4 protein-coding genes and 2 pseudogenes are annotated in these 4,363 nt (G+C 32.5%); 5 read left to right on the top strand and 1 reads right to left on the bottom strand.

Annotated elements, in window-relative coordinates; genetic code table 11:
- Together ACWIUO_RS13435 and ACWIUO_RS13430 are read left to right on the top strand one after the other, a co-directional pair.
- Window positions 1–999: pseudogene (locus ACWIUO_RS13435) on the top strand (hypothetical protein); the annotation flags it as partial.
- A 690-nt stretch (window positions 1,000–1,689) separates the two neighbouring features.
- Window positions 1,690–2,793, top strand: coding sequence for a replication initiation protein (locus ACWIUO_RS13430; RefSeq protein WP_454178394.1), 1,104 nt, complete (start codon window positions 1,690–1,692; stop codon window positions 2,791–2,793).
- 158 nt (window positions 2,794–2,951) lie between these two features.
- On the opposite strand, the gene ACWIUO_RS13425 is transcribed toward ACWIUO_RS13430, so the two are convergent.
- Window positions 2,952–3,185, bottom strand: coding sequence for a hypothetical protein (locus ACWIUO_RS13425; protein WP_454178393.1), 234 nt, complete (start codon window positions 3,183–3,185; stop codon window positions 2,952–2,954).
- A 256-nt stretch (window positions 3,186–3,441) separates the two neighbouring features.
- Here ACWIUO_RS13425 and ACWIUO_RS13420 point away from each other — a divergent pair, with 256 nt between their 5' ends.
- The 3 genes and pseudogenes from ACWIUO_RS13420 to ACWIUO_RS13410 all read left to right on the top strand — a co-directional run.
- Entirely contained in the window at window positions 3,442–3,747 is a 306-nt protein-coding gene (locus tag ACWIUO_RS13420; RefSeq protein WP_454178392.1) for a hypothetical protein, read from the top strand.
- Window positions 3,740–4,036: a type II toxin-antitoxin system RelE family toxin gene (locus tag ACWIUO_RS13415; RefSeq protein ID WP_454178391.1), complete on the top strand. Its 297-nt coding sequence runs from the start codon at window positions 3,740–3,742 to the stop codon at window positions 4,034–4,036. The genes ACWIUO_RS13420 and ACWIUO_RS13415 overlap by 8 nt, the downstream gene beginning before the upstream one ends.
- Window positions 4,037–4,363: pseudogene (locus tag ACWIUO_RS13410) on the top strand (mobilization protein); the annotation flags it as partial.

Genomic DNA, 4,363 nt, shown 5'->3' with positions numbered 1-4,363 from the left:
CAAATAGCGATACACAGGGACGAGGGGCATATAAACGAGCAGGGTGAAAAAATCATAAATCATCACGCACATTTAGAATTTATCACGCTAGACAAGGAAACGGGCAAAAATCGTTTTAGAGGAAGTTTGCGAACGCCAAAGGCATTAAGTCAAATGCAAAGCGAAGTCGCAGAGATTCTACAAATGAAGCGCGGAATCGAGAAGCAACGAAGCGGAGCGAAACGAATCGAGCCACGAGTTTTTGCAGCAATCAAAGAGCAGCAAAAAAGAGAGATAAAAGCCCTAAAAAACGAATTTTTAAGTCAAAAAGAAGTAAATGCACGAATAGAAGCCGAGCGACTAAAAAAACAACGCTACGCAAAAGAAGAGGAATTAGAAGAAAAAATACAAGAACTCAAACAAAAACACGCCAAAGAAATGCAAGAAAAACAAAAAGAGCTAGAATCTAAAAACCAAGAAATCACACAATTAAGGCAAGAAAATCAACAAATGCAAAATGTGCTGAACGCCCAACAACAAGAACAAGAGAAACAAAAAAAAGAAAAAGAAAATATCGATAGGCAAAAAAGAGAGCTTGAAAGCACATTAAGATTCTTGCACGATAATTCAAAAGACCAAATACAAGCATTTTTTGATGACAAAAGGGGAATTTTTACCAACAACAATAAAATAGACCAAGAATGCCAGCAAATGAAATTCATAGTCGCAAATATTGTAAATCAGCAAACCCAAAAGCTACAAAAAGAAAACAAAGAGCTTACGCAAAATCTACAAGAACAAGGCAAGGAATTAGCCCAAAGTGCTGAAAGATTGAATTATATGGAACGGCGAGCAAATGAAATACAAGAAATTTTCAATAAATATAAGCCAGAAATACAAAATTTGATGAGTTGGGAGGATTATTGCAAACTCACAAACACACCAAATACAGACCAAGAAAGGCATAAATTTTTTGGTAGAGAAATGCCACAAAATACAACAAAACAAAGAAGCAGATAAAAAACGATAATTTTCTATCCCTTAAAAAATCAAAAATTTAGCCCTTTTTTTACTTAACAAATACAAACATACTACTAAGAGCATTATTTTTGATTTTAGGCGTGTTTTTGTGAGTTTTAAGACATATTTTGCATTTTAGAAAAACTCATATTGAAAAAACCAAACATTTTTTCGCTTACTTTAAAGCCCAAAGCGTGCGTTAGCACGCAGTGTGCGCGATTAGCGCACTTTAAGGGAGGAAAAACACCGCGTAAGCGGGGTTTTTGTAGTCCTATTGTAGCGCGAAGCGCGATTTTAACGCAACTTGAAGCAAAAAGCGAAAAACGAAAAAACGCAGTTTAATTGTTTTTCGCGCGTCGCGCGTCTTTTTTTTCTTTTTAAAACCTTTTTTAAATTTTTCTTTTAAAAGGTAGCAAAAGCGTTTAAAACTACAAATTGGGACTATTAAAACTACAAATTGGGACTATTAAAACTACAAATTGGGACTATTAAAACTACAAATTGGGACTATTAAAACTACAAATATTAACTTTTTGTTGTTTTAATAGTTTTAAAATAAAAATGTCCGAGCTTGCCAAAAGGCAAAAACTCGGGAAAATCCACATACGAGGAGCAATTATGTGTAAGCATAAATTGCGTCCTAGTTGGGTATTATACCTAGAGTGGATAAAAAAACTTAAGGATTAGCAAATGGGTGCAGAGATTGTAAAATATCATAATGATTTGAACAAAATAAAACTACCAAATTTTACTGAGCAAGAGCAAAATTTGCTTTGCGCAATTATTTTCAAAATTAGAGAACAAATAGATAAAAATTTCATAATAAGTTTATATCCACAAGATCTACAAAATTTTTCTAATAAAAATCTAACAAATAAAGAAATAACAGACATTATAAAAACATTTGAAACAAAAATTTTTAATGCGGATTTTACAATACTGCTTAGGGATGAACAAAAAAAAATGTTTGGAAAAATGCGAACACATTTTTTTAATCATTTTGTGGTTTGGTATAATCAAAAAGAAAAAATTGATGAGTTTGATTTTTTATCATATAGTTGGGAAGAATTTGAAAGAATTGATATAGAAATTAACGAACATTTTGAATATTTGGTTAATTCGCTAAATTCAAACTTTACCAAGTTTGAATTATTAGAATTTATAAATCTTAGTGGAAAATACACAAAAACACTTTATAGGCTATTAAAACAATACCGCTCAACAGGCATAATGAAAATGAAATGGGACGAATTTAAGGATATTATGGATATACCTAAAGAATACAGGCAATGCGATTTAGACCTGCGCATACTAAAACCAGCTATAAAAGAGCTAACTAAAGAGCATACTCTTTTTGATACAAGTCGCGTGGCTTTTCAAAATTTGCAGTATGAAAAAATCAAAGAAAAAGGATTTGGAGGAAAAGGGCAGGGGGGCAAAATTGTAGGCATACAATTCACATTCACGCCAGAAGCAAAAACAACTATCGAGCAACAAACCACACCAACACAAAGCAACCATTCTATACAACAAAGTAGCACAGGCAACTATGCTATAACACCAAACAATACAAATGGAAAAGATGAAAAAGATGTGATAAAAGAATATGACACTAGGTATCGCCATACAAAAGTAAATTATAATGGCGAAACTTTGGTAATTAAAAGCGTATCGCAGGGTAATAACGGTGGGTTGAGTGTTCATTTTAAAGAATTTGAAAAAGGCATTGACAAAGGAAATATACACTTTAATAGTATCGATGATTTGATATTTTTTATAAAAGATAACCAATAGGGAGGGCGTTACAAGGTTTTTGAAAAATTTGTTATATTACTACATTTTAAGGCATATATTACACATTACAAGCTCATAGCACTTTTTAGCATTACACAAGCCAAAGCAACAATTACAAGCGCAAAAAAACAAGCTATAAAAATATCCATAATCAAACCTCACTTTTTAAGTTTGGCTACAATCTTAACTTTTTTATTCATTATTACGCTAATTGCGATGATTACAAATAATAGCGACACAATAGCAACAAAGGAAGCTATCACAAGCAATGAGCTAATTTTTTCATAGCTTGTGATAAGCCAGCCAATAATAGCCACCATTATAGCCATTGCAGAACCTAGCCAAAATCGAAGTATTTTTAATTGCTCTTTGAGCGCGTCTATCTTTGCCATAAGTGAATTATATCAAAATAATTTTTGACATTGTAGGGGTTTTGGAAAATCATTTCTTTGATAATCAATGATTAAAAATTTTAAGCTCCGCAGGACAAACTAACGCATAAAGAGCTTGCGATTTTAATGCGGATAGTTTGCAAACTATCCGCATTAAAAACAAGTTTTTATACGATAGTTTGCTTTTTTGAAAAAATTATGCTATCATTTCGGCAAGCTCAATGTAGCAAATTTTTCAAAAAAGGCGGAAACTACAATGGTAGATTATGCAAAATATAACAATATGAATGCGCGACAATTAGTCAATTCTCTTATGAATTTAGAACGCAAAGAGGAAAAATATCGCGAGGAAGCTCAAAAAAAATTGCGCGATATGCAAGAGCTAGCTTATTTTCTAAAAACAAAAATCAAAGATAGCTTGGATAGACCTAAATTTATGTCGTATAAAGATTCGGGCTTACACGAAAAAGCATTAGAGCTAGAATCAAAACTCACGCCCGATGAAATTGCAGAAAATGACAGAGAGCTTCAAGCAGATATAAATAGGACTTATGATGACTAAGTATGAAATAAAAATTAAAGATAATTGTTTTAAATATCTTAAAAAATTATCTAAATCCGCGCCAAAAGATTTTATTAGAATCGATAAATTTATTAACAACACTTTATCGACAGATGACAATCCCTGCAAACTACCAAACGCAAAGCATTTGCAGGGTTTTGGCGATAATCGCTATCGGTGGAGATTGGGGGAATATCGCATTATAGGCATTGTCAATAATGGGGAGTTTAAAATCATTGAAATTATAAAAATATCGCGCAGGAATGACAGCACTTACAAAGGCTTATAAGTGGGACAAATATCAAGTATTCACTTAAAACCTAGCAAGGATTTTAATGTGTGGCATAATGCCGACATACGCCCTAGTTATGCTATTGATTCAAGTGGCAGGGGGCTTTGGTTTAATAGAAATGGGTTAGAAGCTCAACAACTAAAAGAACAAATCATTAAACAAGCAAAAGAACAATATGAAAAGCATTGCAAGGCACGAAATAAAGCTTTTCAAGCAAAATCTTACGAGTGGAGCGCAGTTGTTAATTTAAAACCAGATTCTACACAAGATGATTTAGAAAAACTAGCAAAACATTTTAGCGATAAATATGGCTTTCAATGCTAT

The sequence above is a fragment of the Helicobacter sp. T3_23-1056 genome, assembly GCF_053654535.1.
This window is presented reverse-complemented; position numbering and strand designations above follow the sequence as displayed.

Bases quoted from the DNA above. Each gene is read 5' to 3' on its own strand.
- ACWIUO_RS13430 (WP_454178394.1), top strand. From the start codon at position 1,690: ATGGGTGCAGAGATTGTAAAATATCATAATGATTTGAACAAAATAAAA.
- ACWIUO_RS13420 (WP_454178392.1), top strand. From the start codon at position 3,442: ATGGTAGATTATGCAAAATATAACAATATGAATGCGCGACAATTAGTC.
- ACWIUO_RS13415 (WP_454178391.1), top strand. From the start codon at position 3,740: ATGACTAAGTATGAAATAAAAATTAAAGATAATTGTTTTAAATATCTT.
- ACWIUO_RS13425 (WP_454178393.1), bottom strand. From the start codon at position 3,185: ATGGCAAAGATAGACGCGCTCAAAGAGCAATTAAAAATACTTCGATTT.